This window comes from Sorangium sp. So ce128 (assembly GCF_051525245.1).
In the GTDB taxonomy this organism is placed as follows: Bacteria; Myxococcota_A; Polyangia; order Polyangiales; family Polyangiaceae; genus Sorangium; species Sorangium cellulosum_B.
Genome location: NZ_CP150313.1, coordinates 4,521,835 through 4,540,473, shown reverse-complemented (window position 1 = coordinate 4,540,473; position 18,639 = coordinate 4,521,835). Strand labels below are relative to the sequence as shown.

Annotated in this window: 14 protein-coding genes; 6 read left to right on the top strand and 8 right to left on the bottom strand. The window is 72.1% G+C overall.

All coding sequences use genetic code 11. The features are described 5' to 3' along the window. Window positions 1–656 precede the first annotated feature (656 nt). From WME82_RS17400 to WME82_RS17385, 4 genes are all read right to left on the bottom strand, one after another. Complete coding sequence (locus tag WME82_RS17400; protein WP_438043729.1) at window positions 657–1,718, bottom strand: beta-ketoacyl synthase N-terminal-like domain-containing protein; 1,062 nt, start codon at window positions 1,716–1,718, stop codon at window positions 657–659. Further along, window positions 1,715–2,746 (bottom strand): DUF2169 family type VI secretion system accessory protein, encoded by a 1,032-nt coding sequence (locus tag WME82_RS17395; RefSeq protein ID WP_438043728.1) that lies wholly within the window; start codon window positions 2,744–2,746, stop codon window positions 1,715–1,717. Before WME82_RS17395 ends, WME82_RS17400 begins: the two co-directional genes overlap by 4 nt. A 64-nt stretch (window positions 2,747–2,810) precedes the next feature. After that, window positions 2,811–4,274, bottom strand: a complete 1,464-nt coding sequence (locus WME82_RS17390; protein ID WP_438043727.1) for a YkgJ family cysteine cluster protein — start codon at window positions 4,272–4,274, stop codon at window positions 2,811–2,813. A 114-nt stretch (window positions 4,275–4,388) separates the two neighbouring features. Continuing rightward, complete coding sequence (locus WME82_RS17385) at window positions 4,389–5,690, bottom strand: DUF1566 domain-containing protein (protein ID WP_438043726.1); 1,302 nt, start codon at window positions 5,688–5,690, stop codon at window positions 4,389–4,391. A gap of 563 nt (window positions 5,691–6,253) precedes the next feature. On the opposite strand from WME82_RS17385, the gene WME82_RS17380 reads away from it, so the two are divergent. Genes WME82_RS17380 through WME82_RS17370 form a run of 3 tightly spaced genes read left to right on the top strand, consistent with a single transcriptional unit; the run spans window position 6,254 to window position 9,920 of the window. After that, entirely contained in the window at window positions 6,254–7,273 is a 1,020-nt protein-coding gene (locus WME82_RS17380; RefSeq protein ID WP_438043725.1) for a sugar-binding protein, read from the top strand. 32 nt (window positions 7,274–7,305) lie between these two features. Next, window positions 7,306–8,808, top strand: a complete 1,503-nt coding sequence (locus tag WME82_RS17375; RefSeq protein WP_438044902.1) for a sugar ABC transporter ATP-binding protein — start codon at window positions 7,306–7,308, stop codon at window positions 8,806–8,808. Then, complete coding sequence (locus tag WME82_RS17370; protein WP_438043724.1) at window positions 8,805–9,920, top strand: ABC transporter permease; 1,116 nt, start codon at window positions 8,805–8,807, stop codon at window positions 9,918–9,920. Before WME82_RS17375 ends, WME82_RS17370 begins: the two co-directional genes overlap by 4 nt. A gap of 283 nt (window positions 9,921–10,203) precedes the next feature. Here WME82_RS17370 and WME82_RS17365 read toward each other — a convergent pair whose 3' ends face one another. After that, window positions 10,204–11,253, bottom strand: a complete 1,050-nt coding sequence (locus tag WME82_RS17365; protein WP_438043723.1) for a hypothetical protein — start codon at window positions 11,251–11,253, stop codon at window positions 10,204–10,206. Window positions 11,254–11,322: 69 nt separating this feature from the next. Here WME82_RS17365 and WME82_RS17360 point away from each other — a divergent pair, with 69 nt between their 5' ends. After that, the gene (locus WME82_RS17360) at window positions 11,323–12,399 is read left to right on the top strand and encodes a glycosyltransferase family protein (RefSeq protein WP_437746577.1); all 1,077 of its coding nucleotides are present in this window, start codon (window positions 11,323–11,325) and stop codon (window positions 12,397–12,399) included. 49 nt (window positions 12,400–12,448) lie between these two features. Here WME82_RS17360 and WME82_RS17355 read toward each other — a convergent pair whose 3' ends face one another. Together WME82_RS17355 and WME82_RS17350 are read right to left on the bottom strand one after the other, a co-directional pair. After that, window positions 12,449–12,706, bottom strand: coding sequence for a hypothetical protein (locus WME82_RS17355; protein WP_437746576.1), 258 nt, complete (start codon window positions 12,704–12,706; stop codon window positions 12,449–12,451). Between the two features lie 107 nt (window positions 12,707–12,813). Continuing rightward, a complete protein-coding gene (locus WME82_RS17350) occupies window positions 12,814–13,605 on the bottom strand; it encodes a Stp1/IreP family PP2C-type Ser/Thr phosphatase (RefSeq protein ID WP_438043722.1) in 792 nt (263 codons plus the stop codon). Window positions 13,606–13,662: 57 nt separating this feature from the next. Between WME82_RS17350 and WME82_RS17345 the strand changes: the two genes are divergently transcribed. Together WME82_RS17345 and WME82_RS17340 are read left to right on the top strand one after the other, a co-directional pair. Next, on the top strand, window positions 13,663–15,048 hold the full coding sequence (locus tag WME82_RS17345) for an aldehyde dehydrogenase family protein (RefSeq protein WP_438043721.1): 1,386 nt from the start codon (window positions 13,663–13,665) through the stop codon (window positions 15,046–15,048). 104 nt (window positions 15,049–15,152) lie between these two features. Further along, the gene (locus tag WME82_RS17340) at window positions 15,153–15,581 is read left to right on the top strand and encodes a VOC family protein (protein ID WP_438044901.1); all 429 of its coding nucleotides are present in this window, start codon (window positions 15,153–15,155) and stop codon (window positions 15,579–15,581) included. Between the two features lie 132 nt (window positions 15,582–15,713). Here the strand turns inward: WME82_RS17340 and WME82_RS17335 are convergent, their stop codons facing one another. After that, on the bottom strand, window positions 15,714–18,428 hold the full coding sequence (locus WME82_RS17335; RefSeq protein ID WP_438043720.1) for a hypothetical protein: 2,715 nt from the start codon (window positions 18,426–18,428) through the stop codon (window positions 15,714–15,716). Window positions 18,429–18,639 lie beyond the last annotated feature (211 nt).

Genomic DNA, 18,639 nt, shown 5'->3' with positions numbered 1-18,639 from the left:
TACGGTCCGCCATGCACGAAAGAGCTGGCGCAAACCCTCCAGTGGTGCGCCCCCGGAAAGCATCTATCGCCCTGCGAACACGTGCCGGCAGAGCTGGGAGAAGCCTGCCAGGCTGGGTGTGTCCTGCAGATGTGCGGGGATACCGCTCCGGAATCGATAGACAGCCGGGCGCGCTCCACGTCGTGCTCCGACAATCGCGGTCCCCTCTACTGGCGGAACTTCTTCGCAGCTGCGAACGCGTGCGAGAAGCAGCACGGTCGAGCTCAGCCTGCCAGGGGTAACTGCACAACAGCGGAGGTCGAAACGCAATGCGCCGAGCTCGCTGGTACCCATTGGGCGGACAGCTGGCCCGGTCGCTACCGGTAGGCCTGGTGTCGACTTATCGTGCCGACAACCTACGGCTGCATCTCGATTCTCCGAGGCGGCGTCGACAGGTGGCGGGAGAATTTTCCGCGCCGGAATGATGAAACCGCCAAGTCGCCATAAGACGCGAAGAAATCCTCTAAAATCTTGGCGTCTTATGGCGACTTGGCGGTTCAAATGACCCCACCTTCAGCCAAAGTACCCCACCACCGCCGCATCCCTCGTGGGCGCCACAGTTCGGCGGTCGTCCCGTTCGGTGGCTGCACCTGGACATGGTGCGCCGTGTTGCGCCGTCACCCCGGCGCCACGACCACCATCGCCGCGCGCTCCCCGCCGTCGCTCCCGGCGAGGGAGACCGCACACGGGTGCGGCGCGAAGCCCCGCGCGAACGCCTCCGACGCGATCGCGAGGTGCAGCGGCATGGCCGCGGCGCCGAGCGCGCCGATCCGCTGGGCGGGGCACTCCAGCTGCTGCGGATCGCAGAAGAGCTGCTGCGTGCGCACCGACGCGGCCTGGAGCTCGAAATGGCGGAAGGTCTCGAAGGTGATGTCGGTGAGCACCCAGCCCGCGCGCAGCCCGCGCTCGGCGAGCGGCGCGAGCGCGGCGCGGAGCGCGGCGGTGAGGCCCGTGGCCTGGAACGCGGACTCGTCGTTGTCCGGGCGGGCCCGCTCGTGCGCGGTGGAGAGGCCGACGATCTGCCCGAGCTCGCGGAGGAGCGCGCGCCGCGCGACGTCGGGGCGCGCGAGGACCACGAAGGCCGCGCACTCGCCGGGGACGAGGGCGTCGAGGTTGTCCGGCCGGAAGAGCCGGCCCGCGGCGTCGAGCGCGGCGATGCGCGCGGGGTCGTAGTCGGTGTGCACGCCGCCGAGCAGCGCCGCGTCGATCGTGCCTCGCGCGAGCGCGTCGCACAGCTCCGGCAGCAAGAACCCCGGCGCGGCGGGGCCGCGCGTCGAGACCTTGACCGCGATCTCCGGCGCGCACCCGTACGACTGCGCCCGCGCGGCGAGCTCGGCGGCGACCCGCTGCGCCGGGGCCTCGCCGCCCGGCGGCCGCTGCCCGAGGTGCTCGTCGAGGCACAGGCCCATCTGCATGCGCAGCCCCCGCGCCGCGGGGCCGAGCTTCTCGAGCGCCTCGCCGAGCGCGCGCTCCGCGAGCAGGACGGCGCGCGCCGCGCCCGTGACCCGCGGATCGAGCGTGGGCAGGAAGCACATCGTGACGGGCTCGCCCTGCCCGTCCACGAGCGGCGACTCGCGCATCGCCGCGGCCGAGGCGCGGTGCGAGAACGCGGTGTCGATCGAGCGCAGCCCGACGGGCGTGACCGCGCCCGCGGCCACCATGACGGCGAGGGGCCTCACGCTCGCCCCCGCTCGCGCACGATCACGCGCGCGTCCTTCATCCGCCGGGGCGCCTTGACGTGCGCGCGCCAGACCATCTCGACGGCCACCGGCTTCTGCGGGCCGGTGGCGTAGAGGTCGACGAGCACGGTGTCGAGGTGCGGCGCGAAGGCGACCGGCGCGCGGTCCTTCACGTGGAACTCGATCTCGACCTGCACCTTCGGGAGCTCGAAGCTGAGCGCCCCCTCGGGCGTGAGGTTGAGCGCCCGCACCGGCTCGCCGCCCGCGAGCGGCGGATCCGCGATGAGGCCCGGCGAGGCGCAGAGGTTGAAGCGGTGGTCGAAGTCCTCGGGCAGGAGCGGCGCGCGGTTCTCCCGCCACGCGGCGTCGTACGTCCCGGCATACCCGCGGCGCGGCTCCCAGTGCCGGCCGACGGCCCCGATCCCCGCGGGCGGCGGCGCGGTCTTCGCGGTCCGGATCGGGTACGAGGGATCCTCGATGGCCGGCGCAGGCTGGTGGGTGAGCGAGGCCGGCGCGCGCGTGACGCCCGTGCCGATCGGGTTGCGCGGCTCCTCGAGGGGCGCCGCGGGGTCGTCGTCGTCCCGCCCGCCCCAGGCGTGGTCGTAGCGCATGTCGATCTGCTCGATGGGCGCCGGCGCGGTGAGGGCGGCGCCCTTGTCCACCCAGAGCCGCTTGCCGAACACGACGAGCGATTTCCTGAGCGGGCCGACCTCGACGCGCACGTCGAAGGAAGGCACGGCCTTGCCGTTCGGCGCGTACGCCGTGGCCACGAAGATCACGTCGGTCGCCGGCTTGAACAGGCAGACGTCGGCGGGGTACGCGACGCTCTCGGGCTTCTTCTCCTCCCAGGGCAGGTCGGCGAGGCGGACCCCGCGCGTGCGCTCGGGGGGCGCGAGCTCGAGGCTGCCGTCGCCCTGGAGCTCGAAGCTCGCCTTGACGATCGTGACCAGCTGCTCGCCGTCCCGGTCGACGAGCAGCTGTGGGTGCGCGGCGAAGTCCGTCTTGTTGTCGAGCGGGGGCTGGCTCATCGCGGGCGCATTATCGACAGGATCGGAGGCGATGTCTCTCCGAGTTCGACGGAGGCGCGCGCGATCACCCGGCCATGGCCGCCTCGGCGGCGTACGCGTCGAGGCCGTGGCCGCGCAGCGCCGCCTCCACGAGCGCGATCGGCTCGGCGCAGGCCGGGTCGTCCGCGCCCTCCCCGGCGACGACCGCCGGCAGCGCCCGGGCCACGACGAGCCGCACGGCGCGATCGCGGAGCGCCAGCGAGAGCGGCAGCGCCCCGAGCAGGCGGTGGCCATGCAAGGCCGCGCGGAGGGTGAAGCGCTCGCGGTCGCCGACGCGCGCGCGCACGGGCGAGAGGAGCAGCGCGCCGAGCAGGTCGGGCTCGCCGAGCGCCCGGGTCGCGTCCGCGATCCACCGCGTGGCCCTCCGGGCGAGGTCCCGCTCGCTCCGCCATGCGGCGTCCTCGCGCGCCCGCCGCGCCGCGCGGCCATGGAGCGCGGCGAGCCACGGCGCGATCGCCGCCGGATCCAGCGGATCGGGCCGCTCGAAGCGCGCGATCGCCCCCTCGGCGAGGCCCTCGGCCTCGAGCGCGGCGGCGAGCGAGAAGAGGCCCGCGGCGACGTCGGGCGGGGGCGTTGCCGCGGCGAGGCGCCGCGACCAGGCGACGACCTCGGCGCGGGAGGCGGTCGCGCCGGGCGCCACCTGCGCGCGGTCCGGCAGCCGGGCGACGTCGATGCGTTCGTCCAGATCCCCCCGCGTGACGAGCCGCGGATCGAGCAGCGGCGCGCCGCCGGGGCGGCCCGCGCTGGCCAGCACGCAGGCGCACTCCACGGCGACCGAGACGCGCACCGACTCGCCGTCGTCGACGAAGCTGGTCGGGAAGGTGCGGCACCCGAGCGGCTTGGCCTCGGGCCCGCCCTTCGCGTGGAGCGAGCAGCGCCCCTCGCCCTCGAGGTAGGCGCACCGGCCGTCCCGCATCGCCACGACGGAGGCCGCGCACGGCCACGTCCCGCGCTCCGGCGTGAAGACCCGCTCGTGGCGCGCGCCCCCGCTCATCACGTCGGGCCGCAATGCCCGCGCCCGCGCGGCCTCCTCGGGATCGAAGAGGATCGAGGCGTAGATCCGGCAGCAGCTCCCGCGGCCGTCGCAGTGCAGGCTGAAGTCGGGCAGCACCTCCAGCGGGCGCTCGCGGGGATCGCGCTCCCCCGGGTCGAGCGCGGGCGCCGCGGGCGCCGCGGCGCTCCAGGGCCCCGCGTCCTCGCCGGCGTCATCCGCTTCCAGCAGCCCCGCGGCGTGGAGCTCTGCGAAGAACGCCTGCGCCGCGGGCACACGCGCGTGTGCGCCCTCGCGGGCCGCCGCGATGACGATGCCCTCGACGTCGCGCGTCCCGTCGGCCGCGGAGAGCAGGACCCACTCCCGTGGGCCGAGCTGCAGCAGCTGCCCGGTGCGGGCATCGTGGAGGATGACGCGCTCCTCCTCGCCGACCAGGTGGCGCCGCGCGAGCACGTGGGCGGCGAGGCGAGGGCGCGCCGGCGGCGTGCTCGGGCTCACCCGAGCCACGCTATCCGACGCCGGCGGCAGCGCGCCACCGAAACGAGGCGCGGCGGCGCCGGCCGTCGCCGCCGCGCTCTCCCCGGGCGGAGCGCGACGGCCGCGGCCACGCCGTCAGCGCACGCACTTCACCCACGCGGCCGTGAAATGGTTCCATTTGCCGCTCTCTCCGGCGTTGAACCCGGTGAAGCCGTCGTCGAAGTTGAGCGCCCAGGCCGCCGAGGCGTTCCCCGCGGCCGCGTGGGAGCTCCAGTACCAGTCGTTGCTGCGGGCGCCGTACTGCGTGTCGGGGAACATCGCGCGGTTGATCGACGGCGCCACCTGCGCCTCGTCGACCAGGGTCGCGAGCTCCCGGATGCTGGGCAGGCGCCACGTGTGGCCGTTGAGATCGAGCGTCGCGCAGTAGCTCTCCGCCTCGGTCCAGGCGAGCGTGGCCGGCGAATACCCCTGCTGCCAGACGAGGCCTGTGTACATGTCCATCACCTCGCCGGGCGACACGACGGCGTACTGGTCGGGCGGGGCCACGGCCGGGCTGCTCGGCGCCTCCCCCTCGCCGTTGCCTCGCACGCAGCGCAGGCTCGCCGCGGTCGCCTTGGAGTAGGCGTTGCTGACGATCCCGTCGCTCAGGTTGAAGGCCCAGGCATAGTCGCGCCCCGCGCCGGCGCCGGCCTGCCGGATGGTGAGGATCCAGTCGGACGACGTCTTGTGGAAGCCCCCGCGCGCCCCCGGGAATGCGCCCCTGTCGATGGCCGGGCTCCGGGTGAAGTCGACGATCGACGTCATCTCGATGCGCGTCGGAAGGCGCCAGTCGGAGAACCCGCCGAGCGTCAGGTCGTCGCAATAGCCGATCGCCTGCTCCCACGTGTACGCCTCGGAAGGAGGGGTCTCTTGCCATTCGAGACATGTGACCTCGTCGCGCACCACGCCGCCCCCCACATCGGTATAACTCGCGGGGTTGGGCAGGCCGCTGCCCGCCGGGTTGGGCATGGGCCAGCACGCCCACTTGTGCGTCCCGCAGGCCGCGGCCCTGCTGCATCGTTCGGGCGCTCCGCCCGCGCCGCCGCTGCCCGGGCCACCGCCCTCCCCGGCCGCTCCGCCGTCCCCCGGCGCGCCGCCGCCCGCGGTGCTCTCCGCGCCGTCGCCCTCCCCGCCTGCTCCGCCGTCCCCCGGCGCGCCGCCGCTCGCGGTGCTCTCCGCGCCGCCGACCCCGGCGCCCGTCTCCGAGGCTCCGCCTGTCGCGAGCGCGCCGCCCGTCCCCCACCCGCCGCTCCCCGCGATCGCGTCGCGGTCGCCGCCCTCCTGACCGCACGCCGCGGCCGCGAGCACCACGCCGAGCGCGACCCCCGTCCGGGCACGCGCCGCGGTGACGGACATCACCCAGGTCGCGTCGACGACCCACCGCTTGCTTCGATTCACAGGCACCTCCGCGCGCTCAAGCCAATGCCGCAAGACAAATATGTTCGAACAGCACCAACCTATCACACGCTGCGCGAGGGTCGCCAAAGCACGTACCGGAAGAACGGCAACTTCCTGCCAGTCGACAGAAATCGCCCAGCGCCGTCATCTCAGCGCGTGCTCGATGTACTGAGTCGCAGACCCTGCGCGCCTTCGGCAGGCGCAACGCCCCTGAACGCACCGGGCGACCGCGCGTTCCCGTGCCCTGACAATTCTTCGATCAGCCTTAACCCGTGACGTCCCGCGCGCGGAGCACCCACCGATCGTAGTTGACACCGAAAATGTGAACGTTCACAGTGCATTCCTGCGGGCGTCCTTTGTCCTCCAGATCCATTCCGATGGTAGAGATCGAGGAGTGGTTCGGCCTCCAGGGACGCGGAGGGTAGACCCCAGCCACCGGGGCGCACTGTGGGAAGAACGCGCCGCCGGCTTTGCGGCAGAGCACGGGGACAACGGCCGGGTAAGGGCGACGCCACGCGTGATGTCGACACGTTCTTGAGAGTGAATCAGCAAGGAGACCAGCCGTGAAAGAGACGAAGTCCTGGGGCAAGGGTTGGGCGGCCGTGGCGCCCTTCCTGTTGGCGCTGCTCGCGATGACGGGGTGCAACGAGAAGAGCGAGGGGCCGGCCGCCGCGCCAGCCGAGGGCGGCGGCTCGAAGCCGAAGATCGTCAAGCTCGCCTTCGTCACCAACAACGCGTCCGAGTTCTGGAAGATCGCCCAGGCGGGCGTCCGGAAATATGAGCAAGAAAGCAAGGTCCAGGTCGACGTGAAGATGCCGTCGAACGGCACCACGGAGGAGCAGAACCAGATCCTCGAGAACCTTTCGAGTCAGGGCTACGACGCCATCGCCGTGAGCGCCATCGCGCCGGCCGATCAGGTCCCGGTGCTCAACAAGGTGGCCGAGAAGAGCAAGCTCATCACGTTCGACTCGGACGCCCCGGCGTCGAGCCGACTGCTCTACATCGGCACCAACAACCACGAGGCTGGCAAGGCGCTCGGCGCCCACATCGTGAAGCTCCTCCCGAACGGCGGCAAGATGGCCGTGTTCGTCGGCACGCTCTCCGCGGACAACGCGAAGCAGCGCCTGCAAGGCATTCAGGACGCGATCGCCGGCAAGAACATCGAGATCGTCGACAAGCGCGAGGACAACACCGACCGCGCGAAGGCGCGCTCCAACGTGGAGGACATCATCAACGCGCACCCGGACCTGAAGCTCGTCGCAGGCCTGTGGTCCTACAACGGCCCCGCCATCGCGGCGGCCATCGAGGCGCTCGGGAAGAAGGGCAAGGTCCTCGCGGCGGTGTTCGACGAGGAAGAGGAGACGCTCACCGCCATCGAGAACGGCACGATCTCGGCCACGGTCGTCCAGAAGCCGTTTCAGTTCGGTTACCTGGCGAGCAAGTGGGCGCATGAGCTCTCGGTCAAGCCCGGCACGGCGATGGGGCAGATCCCGGCCAACAAGAGCATCGACACCGGCATCGACGTGATCGAAAAGACCAACGTGGCGACCTTCAAACAGCAGCTCGCCGAAATGAAGAAGTGAGCGTGACAGCGTCCGCTCCGGATCTGCTCGCGATGCGCGCGATCACCAAGCGGTTTGCCGGCGTGGTCGCGCTCCAGGGCGTCTCTCTCTCGCTGAAGCCGGGCGAGGTGCTGGCCCTCATGGGCGAGAACGGCGCGGGCAAGAGCACGCTCATGAAGGTCCTCGGGGGCGCCCTGCAACCCGACGAAGGCGAGATCCGCATCGACGGGAAGAACGTCGCCATCGAGAGCGTGCGCGCCGCCAAGCGCCTCGGCATCGCGCTCATCCATCAGGAGCTGATGCTGGCGCCGAACCTGGACATCGCGGCCAACATCTTCCTCGGCAACGAAGGCGGCGCGACAGGGCTGCTCCTCCGTCCGCTGCCGAAGGGCGACATGGCCGCCCGCGCCAGGGAGCTGCTTCTGCGCGTGGGCTTGCGGCTCTCGCCCTCGACCCCGGTGTCCGCGTTGACCGCCGGTCAGATGCAGATGGTCGAGATCGCCAAGGCGCTCGCCCTGAGCGCGCGCATCCTCATCATGGACGAGCCGACCTCGTCGCTCACGAGCGGTGAGTCCGAGCATCTCTTCGGGATCATCCGCAAGCTCCGGGCGGACGGCATCGGCATCGTCTACATCTCGCACCGCATGGAAGAGGTCATGACGCTGGCGGACCGGGTGACGGTCCTGCGCGACGGCCGCCACGTCGGGGACCTCACGCGCGCGGGAGCGACGCGCGAACGGATCGTCTCCATGATGGTGGGCCGCGAGCTCAGCGCGCACTACTTCCCGGAGAAACGGCCCCGTACATCGACCGAGCCCGTGCTGGTGGTCGAAGGGCTCGTCGTGCCCGGCGCGCCCGCGCAGATCTCCTTTTCGGCCGGACGCGGGGAGATCCTCGGCTTCGCCGGCCTGGTCGGCTCGGGCCGCACGGAGCTCATGCAGACGATCTTCGGGGTCACGCCGGCGCTCGGGGGACGCATGACGCTCGAAGGCAAGGAGTTTGCTCCTCGAAAACCCAGGGACGCCATCGACCGCGGCGTCTACCTGGCGCCGGAGGATCGCAAGCGCCACGGCCTCGTACTGCCGCTCAGCGTCGCAGAGAACACCTCCCTGCCCGACATCGGCAACTACAGCCGCTGGGGCTTCCTGAACAGGGAGACGGAGCGCCGGGTCGCCGAATCGGAGGTGGAGCGCTTGAGGACGAAGACGCCCGGCATCCGTCAGCCCGTCGTGAACCTCTCCGGCGGAAACCAGCAGAAGGTGGTGCTCGGGAAATGGCTGGCCATGAACCCGCGCGTGCTCATCCTGGACGAGCCGACGCGGGGCATCGACGTCGGCGCCAAAGCCGAGATCTACCGCCACATGACCGCCCTCGCGGATGAAGGCATCACGATCTTGATGGTCAGCTCGGACATGGAAGAGATCATCGGAATGAGCGATCGCGTCGCCGTCATGCACGAGCGGCGCATCAAGGGCGTATTGCCGCGGGAACGGCTCAGCCAGGAGCGGATCGCGACCTTGATGACGGGCCACGCCGACAAGGAGGATCTGTCGTGAGGCGCGAGCTTGGGATGACCATCGCGCTCGTCGTGATGTGTCTGGGCCTCTTCATCTCGAACCCGGATTTTCTCGGGCAGTCGAACTCGATCAACACCCTGCGGCAGATCTCGATGCTCGGGATCTTCGCGATCGGCATCGGGTTCGTCATCATCGCCGGCGGCATCGATCTGTCGATCGGGTCCGTGATCGGCCTGACGGGCGTCCTCATCGCCAAGCTCTCGTCGACCCAGCTCGGCGGCCTGGGTTACCCGTTGTGGATCGGCATTCCGGTGGCGCTCGGCGTGGCGCTGCTGTTCGGTCTCGGCCAGGGCCTCTTGATCACGCGGCTCAAGCTGCAGCCGTTCATCGTCACGCTCGGCGGCATGTTGTTCCTGCGCGGCGTCTCGCAGACCATCGCCGGGGGGGGCACGCTGAGCCTCGGTGGCTCGCCGCTGCTCGCCCTCGCGAACGGCGGGCTGCTCAAGAGCGGGAGCGACGCGCTCGTCCCGTATCCGCTGCTGATGTTCCTCGCCGTGAGCGGCGTGGCGGCCTACGCGCTGCACTTCACGGTGTTCGGCCGTTACGTTTACGCGATCGGCGGCAATCGCGACGCGGCCGAGTACTCCGGCATCAACGTAAAGCGGGTGGAGACGTCTACCTATGTGATCTCGGCGGGCCTCGGCGGCGTGGCCGGCGTCTGTTACGCGTCGTACATCGGGCAGATGTCGCAGCAGGTCGGCATCGCGTACGAGATGTACGCGATCGCCGCGGCCGTGCTCGGCGGCTGCTCGCTTCGCGGGGGTGAAGGCACGGTGCTCGGCATCATCATCGGCTCCGCCGTGATGCGCGTCATCGACAACGGCATCAACATGTTCCAGCTGCCTTACGAGGACGCTGACCGCATCCAACGCATCTGGCGCCTGGACCCGAACTGGACCTTCATCATCATCGGCGCCGTGATCCTCGTCGCCGTGATCCTCGACCAGATCGTGCACATCGTGCAGACGAAGCGGCGCATCCGGCATGCCTCCGCGGGCGCCGCCGAGGCGGCGCCGAGCCTGCAGGCGGCCGTGGCGGTCAGCGCAGCGGAGCCGCCTGCCGCGAGAGCGCCCGATCGCGAGAGCGTCTGAGCTTTCCGGCGATGGGGGACGAACCGCCAGGTCGCCAGGAGCGCCCCGCCCTGACCCTCAGGGAAGTCGTTGCCTCCTCAGCCCGGCGGTCCGGCCCGAGCGGCGCCGGAGCTCGTGACCCCTGTCGCCCGCCCCGTCTCGGCGCCATGACGGGGCCATGTCAGTACACACGAAGAAGACGTCTATCGGCCTGTCCGGCAACAGCAGGCCGAAGAACAAGAACAAGCGACATCACTGGAAGCGCTACCGCGGCCAGGGCAAGTCACACCACGGGTGATCGCCGTCAGGGCGAGGTGAGCCGGCGAGCATAGCCCGCCGCCCGACCCACGAGCGCGGCGGCCGCGATCACGCCGCGCGCCCGCAGCGTCTCCCGCGGCAACCTCACCTCGGCCGGCGGCGCGACAAACGCCTCGATCCATGCCTCGGCCGGCGGCCGCGCCAGCACCCCGCCGAGGTCGAACAGCGAGAGATCCGAGACCCCGGCCGCCACCGCGGCGGCCACGTCCTCGCGGAGCTCGGCGACCGAGCGGTAGACCGGCTCGTCGCCGAGCGCGCCTTTGCCCACGGCGCCCAGCGAGGCGCCCGCCCTCGGACCGAACCGCCGGGCGGCGGCGCGGCACCCCCAGGCGAGCAGCGCGAGCGCGTCCTCCCGGCCGAGCGCGCCGCGCGAATACCCCGCGATCAACGACGTGTACAGCATCGCGCCGACGCGCCCCCACGGCGGCGCGGACACGGGCGTCCCGAGCAGCCGCTCCCAGCCGCGCGCCGGCCCGTCGGTCAAGACGAGCGGCACGATCGCGGCCGAGGTCGCCACCCCGCGCGCGTGCACCGCGCCCGCCAGCTCCACGTACGCGCGCTGCGCCTCTTCCCACCGCGTGCTCCCTCGCGCTCCCCGCGGCCCACCGCCGAGCAGATCGAGCGCGCCGCGCCCCCCTGCGAGCGCCCGCCGCACCGCCTCGATCGGCGGCTCGAGATCGAACACGACCTCCGCCGCGGCCAGGCGCCGCGCGTCGAGCGCGTCCAGCAGCCGCGCGACGAACGCGCCGAACGCCGCCGCGTTGCCGGCGCTCGCCCAGCGCCCGTCCTCGTCCGCGATCATCGGCCACACCGCGACCGCCACCCCCGCGTCCGCGCACGCCGCCGCGAGATCCGGCAGCCCCGCCGCGGTCTCCGGCCGCACCGCGATCGAGAGCTCCAGCGCATACCGCCGCAGCAGCGCGAGCGTCCCGGGCGCCCGCACCACCTCGAGCGGCAGCAGCTCGCTCCAGATCCGGCGGCGGGGCGTCACGCCCGCCGCCCGCGCCGCGGCGCCGCCTGCGCTCGGCCGCCGCACGGGCCGCCCGCGCCGCTGCGCCGCCGTTTCCTTCCGAACGCCCCAAAGCCCCCGCTACACTCGCGCGTCATGAAGATCCTCTATGGCGTCGTCGGCGAAGGGATGGGGCACGCCATGCGCTCGCGCGTCGTGATCGAACACCTGCTCGCGCAGGGACACGAGCTCGAGATCATGGCGTCGGGCAGGGCGACCGACTTCCTGTCCAGGCGCTTCGCGGGGGTGAACCGCATCCACGGGCTCCACATGATCTACGAGGAGAACCGGGTCCGGCGCGGCAAGACGCTCTGGTCCAACGTGCTCTCCGGCGCGACGGGCACGCCGAAGAACATCGCCGCGTACTTCGAGCTCATCAAGGACTTTCGCCCCGAGCTCACCGTCAGCGACTTCGAGTCGTGGACGTACCTCTACGCCAAGCTCCACCGGCTGCCGATCCTCTCGGTCGACAACATGCAGATCATCAACCGGTGCACCCACGACGCGGAGATCCTCGCCGGCCACGAGGCGGGGTTCCAGCTCACGCGCGCGTTCGTGAAGAGCAAGCTGCCGTTCTGCAACCATTACGTCATCGCCACGTTCTTTCGCCCGCCGGTCCGCAAGCAGGAGACGACGCTGGTGCCGCCGATCCTCCGCCCCGAGATCATCGCCGCGAACCGCCGCCCCGGGGAGCACCTGCTCGTCTACCAGACCGCCGAGGGGAACGACGCGCTGTCGGCGACGCTCGCGAAGACCGGGCTCGAGTGCCGCATCTACGGGATGCGCCGGAACATCACGGAGGAGCAGGTCGAGGGCAACCTCCGCTACCGCCCCTTCAGCGAGGAGGGCTTCATCGACGACCTCGCGTCGTGCCGCGCCGTCATCGCCGGCGGCGGGTTCACGCTGATGGGGGAGGCGGTCTACCTGCGCAAGCCGATGCTCGCCGTCCCCCTCGGCCGCCAGTTCGAGCAGGTGCTCAACGCCCGCTACCTCGAGCGCGAGGGGTTCGGCCGCGGCGCCGATTCGCTGGACGACCCGGCCGTCGTCGCGGATTTCGTGAAGGCCATCCCGGCCTGTGAAGAGAAGCTCGCGGGCTACTCCCAGGACGGCAACCGGCAGCTGTTCGAGGTGATGGACGGCCTGCTCGATCGCGCGCACGCCGGCGTGCTCTGAGCGCGGCGGCCGGCGCGCCGCGCTCGCGGCTGGCACGCCGCGCCCTCCCCTACTTCGGCCTGCAGCCCTTGAGGTCCGAGCCGGTGATCCCGTTACACTCCTGGTCCGCGGGGCAGTCCGTCTGCTCGACGCACGTCTTCAGGCACTCGAGCGCCGCGCTGTCGTCGGGCTTGCCGCAGACCGAGCCGTCCTCACACTCGCCCTCCGCGCCCTCTTCGTCGCACGCCTCGCCGAGCGCCGCGCCGCCACAGCCCCACGCGAGCAGCGCGCCGACGAAGAGCCCCATCCCGATCCACCTGGTTCGCATGCATGACCTCCCTTGTCTTCAGCCCACCTGCAGGCGGCAGGGGCGCAGCGGCGCCGCTCACGTGATGACGCGGCGTGCTCCCGGCTCCCTCCGCACGCAGCCCGATGCTACCGCACGCTGCGGCTCTTGACGCCCTGGCGCTGGCTCCACGACGCCGATGCCGTCTCCTCGATCCGGATGAGCACGGCGGTGATGTTGTCGCGGCCACCGTTCTCGTTGGCGCAGTCGATGAGCTTGCCGCACGCGTCGGCGAGCACGGCGTTGTCCTCGACGATGCGCGCGATCTCGCGATCGTCCACGAGCCCGTGGAGGCCGTCGGAGCAGAGGAGGAACACGTCGCCCGCCTCGACGCGCTCCGCGCGCAGGTCGATGTCGACGCTGGGGCCGATGCCGAGCGCCCGCGTGATGACGTTGCGGGGCAGGTAGGCGAGGTCGCGCTCCGTGAGGTCGGGCCGCTCGAGGAGCGCGTCCGCGATGAGCGAGTGGTCGCGGGTCAGCTGCGAGATATCGCCGTTGCGGAGGAGGTAGCAGCGGCTGTCGCCGGCGTGGGCGACGTAGAACTTCCGCTCCCGCGGCGAGAACGCCGCGGCGACGACCGTGGTCCCCATCCCGCGGTAGAACCGCGAGTCGTCGGCGTGCGCGAAGATGCGCGCGTTCGCGTACGTCACGGCGGCGCGCAGCCTGTCGCCGGTCGACGCCCTGCGCCGCTTGCCGTTCGCCTCGCGGAAGTAGCCGGCGATGGCGCTCGCGGCGATCCGGCTCGCGACCTCGCCGGCCTCGTGCCCGCCCATGCCATCCGCGACGACGTAGACGTTGAACTCGGGGAGGAGGATGTATCGGTCCTCGTTGTGGACCCGCTCCCTGCCGACGTCGGATAGACCTGCCGCGGTGGCGCGCATTCGCCCCGAGTCTAGACGACGCTTGGCCCCCCAGGGAACTGGGTTAATCTCCCCGCCATGTCCGACCTCGTGATCGACAACCCGTATACCCTCGAGGAAGCCGTCCGCCGGCCTCTTGCAGACGAGGCCGCCGTCGACCGGCTCCTCGACACCGCGACCGCCGCCGCGCGGCGCTTCTCGCGCACATCCATCGCCGAGCGCGCCGCCCTGTGCCAGCGCGCGGTCGAGCACATCGAGGCCAACACCCCGTCGATCGCCGCCGACATCACCCGCATGATGGGCAAGCCCCTGCGCCAATCCCGCAATGAAGTCGCGGGGATGGCCAAGCGAGCCCGGCACATGATCTCGATCGCCGAGGGCGCGCTCGCCGATGTGATCCTGCCGGAGCTCCCCGGGCTCGAGCGGCGGATCGTGCGCGCTCCGCTCGGCGTGGTCTTCAATCTCCCCGCCTGGAATTATCCGCTCCTCACCGCCGTGAACGTGGTCATCCCCGCGGTGCTCTCGGGCAATGTGGTGCTGCTCAAGCACTCGCCGCGCTCGCCGCTCTGCGGAGAGCACTTCGCGACGGCGTTCGCGGAGGCCGGCGCGCCGCCCGGCCTCGTCCAGGCCTTCCACTGCGACCACGCCACGTCCGAGCGCATCGCATCGGACCCGCGGGTCAACTTCGTCGGTTTCACCGGTTCCGTCGAAGGCGGACGCCGGATCTATGCGGCGACATCGAAGAAGGTGGCCGTCGACGCCGGCCTGGAGCTCGGCGGGAAGGACGGCGCCTACGTCGCGGCCGACGCGGACCTGGAGAAGGCGGTGGACGGGATCGTCGACGGCGCCTGTTACAACGCCGGACAGAGCTGCTGCGCTGTCGAGCGCGCGTATGTGCACCGCGACCTCTATCCGAAGTTCGTGGAGGCCGCGCTGGAGCTGATGAAGCGTTACGTCCTCGGCGATCCGACCGACGAGCGGACGAACCTGGGTCCGATGGCGCAGCCTCACGCGCCGGCGTTCCTGGAGGCGCAGGTGAAGCAGGCGCTCTCCCGGGGGGCGAAGGCGCTCTGCGGCGGTCGGGCGACCCAGGTCGAGGGCCGAGGGCGCTTCTTCGAGCCGACGCTCCTCGTGGACACGGCGCCCGATCTCGACGTGATGCGCATCGAGTCGTTCGGGCCGGTGCTGCCCATCGTGCCGGTCTCGTCCGACGAGGAGGCGCTCGCGCTGATGAACGACAGCGATCTCGGGCTCACCGCGTCGGTCTGGACGCGCGACCGCGAGCGCGCCGCGCGGCTCGCGCGCGAGCTCGACGTCGGCACGGTCTACATGAACCAGTGTGACACCCTGGATCCGGCGCTCCCGTGGACGGGCGCGAAGAACAGCGGCAAGGGCGCGACGCTCTCGACGCTCGGGTTCCTGCACCTGACGCGGCCGAAATCGATCAACTTCAAGATCGGCTGAGCTCGCGGGCGCGCGGCGCCAACACCGCGCCGCGCGCAGCCCGCGAGCCGATGAGCTCGAATGAGTCTGCTTGCACCGGGGGCGATGTGCGGTATCCCGAGGCGATGGAAATTCAAGAGATCTATCGCGGGCGCCTCATCGATCACGTTCAGCTCGTCGTGGCCGACCTCGCGGCAAGCAAGAAGTTCTATCGTGCCGTCTTCGAGGTGATCGGGATCCCGATCGGAGGCGAGGCCGACGATTACTTCTGGGCCGACGAGCTCTTCATCTCGAGCGTGGACTCGCCGGCCGCGGCCGGCGTGACCACCGGCCGGACGCACCTCGCCTTCCAGGCGAGCGACCGCGCCACGGTCGATCGTTTCCACGCCGCCGCGGTCGCCGCGGGCGGCAAGGACAACGGCGCTCCGGGCAAACGCCCGTACCACCCCGGCTACTACGCAGCGTTCGTGCTCGACCCGGATGGGAACAACATCGAGGTCGTCCACCACGGTACGGCGAACAGGTCGTCGGACGCGGTAAAGATCACGTTCTGATCGCGAAGATGTCGTGAGAGCGTTGAAGAACCGACAGAGAATCGATTGAAGTCGGCACGGGCGCCAGCGCACCACCGCTGCTCCTCCCGCGCTTCTTTCCCTGCGTCCCTCTCGGCGCCTCCTCGCTTCTCCTCAGACCGACTGCCCCGCTGGCTCGCCGTCGATACAGACCCGCTTCCTGGCGACGGGCCTCGGCGCCACGTCATTCAGGACCACCCCGAGGATGCGGCGATCGCCGAGCTGCTCGGCGGCCCTCGTCAGCGACGACGCCCGGGTCAGCGAGGCGCGCGCGACGAGGACGATGCCGTCGGAGGCGTCCTCGATGACGTTGGCGTCGCCCGAGCCAAGGACCGGAGGGCCGTCGATGACGACGTAATCGTGGTAGCGCCGCAGCGTGCGCATCGCGGCCTCGAAGTGGACCGAGTGGAGCGCCGCGGGGTAGCTCGCCTCGGGCGATGGCTCCGCGAGCACCGAGAGCGACTGGCTGACGGCGATGACGCCGAGCGGGCGGATCTCGCCCGCCATCCGCCGCCGGAGCTGCTCCGAGAAGCTCGCGTGCGCGGGCAGCCGCAGGCCGAGCGTCGCCGCGACGCGGGGGCACGCGAGGTGGCCGTCGACGAGCAGCACCCGGGCGCGCTCGGCCTCGGCGAGCGTCATCGCGAGGCGGACCGCGAGCGCGGTCTTGCCCTCGGCCCGGCCGGGGCTCACCACCGCGACCGCGAGCGGCTCGCCCGCCCGCCGCTGATCGAGCCGGTGCCGGAGGACCCGGAGCGCCGCGAGCGCGGACGCGGGCGCCCCCCGGAGCAGCTCGAACACGCCGTGCCCCTCGGGATCGAGATCCGCGCCGATGATCTCCACCTCGGGCACAGCGAACGCGGGGCCGCCGGCGCGCGCGAACGAGCGCACGCCCACGCAGGCGAGCGGCGCCTCGGGCGCGCTCCAGGACGACCGGTCGACCCCCTCGCAGTCGCCGAGGTCGAGGCTGTCCCGGAGCGTGTCCTCCGGGGCGGCGCCGGCCTGAGCGGCCTCTGCTGGCGCGCCGGGCGGCTCTGCGCCTGGCCCGAGCCCGCCGGGCGGCTCGGGGCCGGGCCCAGCCGCGCCGGGTGGCTCCGCGCCGTACCCGGGCCCGCCGGGCGGCTCCGTGCCGTACCCGGGCCCGCCGGGCGGCTCCGTGCCGTACCCGGGCCCGCCGGGCGGCTCTGCGTAGTACGCGGGCACGATCGTGCGCTCGCGGAGCGGCGGGCGCGCCGGGAGCTCCGGCATCGCGGCCAGCAGGGCGGGGCCGCCGAGCGCGTGGATGTCGCCGCCGTCGTAGAGCGTGTCGTTGAGCAGCACCCGGGCCCCGGCGACGCCGAGCGCGAAGAAGAACGTCACCGCGGCGCCCGCGAAGAAGACGCGGCCCCGCCCCCGGTCAGGGCGGCTCGGCAGGTAGGCCTGGTCGAGGACGTCGAGCTCGGTCTCGCTCTTGTTCTCGGCGGCGTCCGCGGACAGGTCCGCGGCCCGCTCGTTGGCCTGAACGGTCTTCAGGTACTCGCGCGCCCTCTCCAGATCGAGGCGGAGCCGGTGCCACTCGGTCTCGAGCTCGATCACGCGCTCCTCGGCGCCCCCGTCGGCCGCCCACGGCGGCGCGCGCGGCCCCTCGCCCCTGGCCGCGCTCTCCTCCGGCGCGCGCGGCCCCTCGCCCCCCGCCGGCGCCCTGCCACCGCCGGCGCGCGCGCGCAGGCCCGCGATCTGCCGGAGGAGCGCGGTCCGCTCCGCCGCGAGCGCCGCGCGCCGCGACGGCGTGAGCGCGCGCGCCTCGCCGGCCGGCGCCTCGGTGACGCCCGCGCGCACGAGCCCGAGCGCGCTCTCGGCAGCGGTGAGCTGGCTCTTCGCCGCCTCGACGCGGCGCTTCGCGGCGACGGCGTCCGGGTGGATCGGGGTCACGGTCGTGAGCTTCTCGGCGAGCGCCGCCTCGGCTGCCGCGACCGCGGCGACGGCGGCGGAGCGGGCCCGCTGCGCCTCGACGACGCTCTGGGGCAGCGGCTGCCCCGGCGCCGCCGCTGGCGATCGCCCGGCCCCGAGCAGCGCCTCGACCCGGGCGAGCTGGCGCTCGAGCGCCGCGAGCTGCGGGTCGACCGGGCGGACAGGCTGCGCTGACGACAGGGCGCGCGCCAAAGCCGCGGGCGCGGGGGCGCCGGGCGAGCCGAGCGGCTGGGGCGCCGGTGCATACGGAGAGTCGTTGAGCCCCCACTGGAACTGCGGGTTCCTGGCGAGGAACGTCGCCAGCGCGCGGCTCGCCGCGTCGACCTTGGAGCTGGCCTCGGCGAGCTCCTTCCGCAGGAAATCGCGGGTCATCGTCGCCGTGCCGAGGCTGTCGCGGCGGTAGTCGTCGAGCAGGATCTGCGTGAGGCGGGCGGCGACCTGCTGCGCCACGTGCGGATCGTCGTGGGTGAACGAGACGACGTACGTATCGCTGCTCTGCGCGCGGAAGCCGACGTGGTTCTTCATCTCCTCGACGGCCTCGACCATCGAGCGGGCGGTCTTCTCCGGGTAGAGCCCGAACGCCTCGACGACGCCCGCGAGCGTCCCGCGCGCGGTGAGCGCGTCCTTGAGCTTCGACCCGAGGCGCGCCGCGCGCGCGGTGCTGCTCTGGAGATCGCGGCCGGTCTGGATGGTATCGCGGTAGAGGATCGTGGCCTCGCTCCGCCACACCCGCTTCGTGGCGAGCGCCAGGGCGAAGGAGATCGCGAGTCCGACGGCCATCATCGCGGCCGCTCCGCGCCAGTACATCCGGACCCGGCCGAGGACGCTTATCGCGCGATCCAGGCGCTCCCGGGGTGTGCTCTCCGTGCTCAGGCTGGCCATGGTGTTCCTCGCCCGTGTGGGCAGCGCGTCCGGCGCCGCGCGGCGCGGAGGGCGCGCGCGGGGGCGCTCCGCCCCCGCACGGCAAGGCGCGTGCTCACGGGCGCGTCACCCCGGGACGCACCCGGCTCGGCGCCACCACGCGCGCCGACCGCGTGAGCGAGGGCCGATGCCGACGAACGCCATGGACATTCCGCGTCCAGCGAGCGCGGCT